The 1,667-nt window shown below is 32.1% G+C and carries 1 protein-coding gene; it reads left to right on the top strand.

Features of this window, described 5'->3' with window-relative positions; translation table 11 throughout:
* Positions 1 to 89: 89 nt before the first annotated feature.
* Positions 90 to 1,376 carry an SEL1-like repeat protein gene (locus tag ACE01N_RS20370; protein WP_380592900.1) on the top strand — a complete coding sequence of 429 codons (1,287 nt, stop codon included), beginning with the start codon at positions 90 to 92 and terminating at the stop codon, positions 1,374 to 1,376.
* Positions 1,377 to 1,667: the final 291 nt, after the last annotated feature.

The following is a 1,667-nucleotide window of genomic DNA, read 5'->3' as shown; positions in this document are numbered from 1 at the left end:
GCTGCAAGCGCCTTTCGTCATGACAGTTCCTTTCACGGGTGAAAGAAACTGCCACGACACCATACCGCGGGAACGTTACCTGCCATAAGATGAAAAGAAACATTCTACATATAATTATTTTTCTCCTGATAAGTCCAGTTGGATTTGCCCAAGTGGAAATTACGACACAAGAAGGGACTTATAAAATGGGTAAGGCTTCGTCAGATTTTATTCTTGGTAAAATCATGTACGAGAGTTATAAATATACAGAGCCAGAAAAATATAGGAAGGATAGAATTAAAGCCATCGAGATGATTACTGAAAGTGCAGAAAGTGGATATGCTCCTGCTCAGTATTATCTTGGTACAATTTACCTGAACGACACTCTAATACATGATTATAACAAAGCAATCGGATTTCTTAAAAAGTCTGCATACCAAAGAAATAATGATGCAATTAAACTGCTTGATAGTCTTGGAGAAGACTATGAAGTAGCGATTAATTATCAATTTTGGATTAAAATATTTGTTATTAGTTTGTTAGTGTTAATCTATTTTTTGCTTTCATTAATAGCTCATAGGAAAATAGGAAAAAGTAAGTTAATAACTCAAAATCATAAAAAGCGACTAAAAAAACTGACTTGGTTGATGCCATATTTCGGCTCTTTAATTGGACTCTTTAATAATAAAAAAGTTATTCAGCCCTTAGACAATGAAAGTATTGAGTGGATTAATAGAAGTTTTGATTGGATTATAAAAGAATTCGGAAAAGAAACAGTATTGAATTCAGAAATAATAATACCAGTAAAAAGTAAAATTCCAATTAAATTTAATGCAACAGAAGATTGTGCTAAGGAACTCATTGACTTTGTAGCCTCCAAAATGCAAATAAATCGTGATTTGATTGATGTTGGTTTTTATAACCAATCTCAAATGGAACTTGGTGGAAATTTTATTACTCAGCAATATGAGAAAGACAAATATTCATCAGGACAATATTGGGGAAAATCAAAGAAAGGAAAATATCAGATTTCATTAGAAAAATCACAGCTTAATAATCCACTTGCATTAATAGCAACAGTTGCACATGAATTAGCACATATAAAACTGCTTGGTGAAAAGAGAATTAAAGAAAATGACGAATATCTAACAGATTTGATTCCGATTATATTTGGATTTGGAATATTTAATGCAAATTCAATTTTTCAATACCAACAAAACTCATACGGTTGGAGAGCAAATTCACAAGGGTATTTAAATGAAAGAATGTATGGATTTGCACTTGCAAAGTTTGCTTTATATCGCTGTGATTATGAATCTGACTGGAGTAAATATTTGACACCAACAGTAAAAGAAGAATTTGAAAAAAGCATGTTATATATAAAAGAAAATGAATGAATTACGGCAGGTAACAAAGTATATAAAACATAAGGGCGACAGTAGGTTACGAAACTTTTGTGCGTTTATTCAAGCCCGCCAAATCTGCGATTTGACGAGTTTGTTAAATGTTTTAAATTTGTGTCAAAACGCAAATTTGACTACGTGCAAACTTGATAGGAAATCGCATTTACCCCCTTACGTTTCATATACGTAGCCGTTGTGGGTAATGCTAAAAATGAGAAAAATTATCATTTACATATTCATTCTACTCTACTCATGTTCAACTGTTGATCATGAAAAGGAGATAGA

The sequence above is a fragment of the Quyinboa ferrireducens genome, assembly GCF_042436675.1.
In the GTDB taxonomy this organism is placed as follows: Bacteria; Bacteroidota; Bacteroidia; order Bacteroidales; family UBA5342; genus JBHJHP01.
This window is presented reverse-complemented; position numbering and strand designations above follow the sequence as displayed.

Excerpts from the sequence above, each read along its gene's own strand:
- ACE01N_RS20370 (WP_380592900.1), top strand. The coding sequence starts at position 90 with ATGAAAAGAAACATTCTACATATAATTATTTTTCTCCTGATAAGTCCA.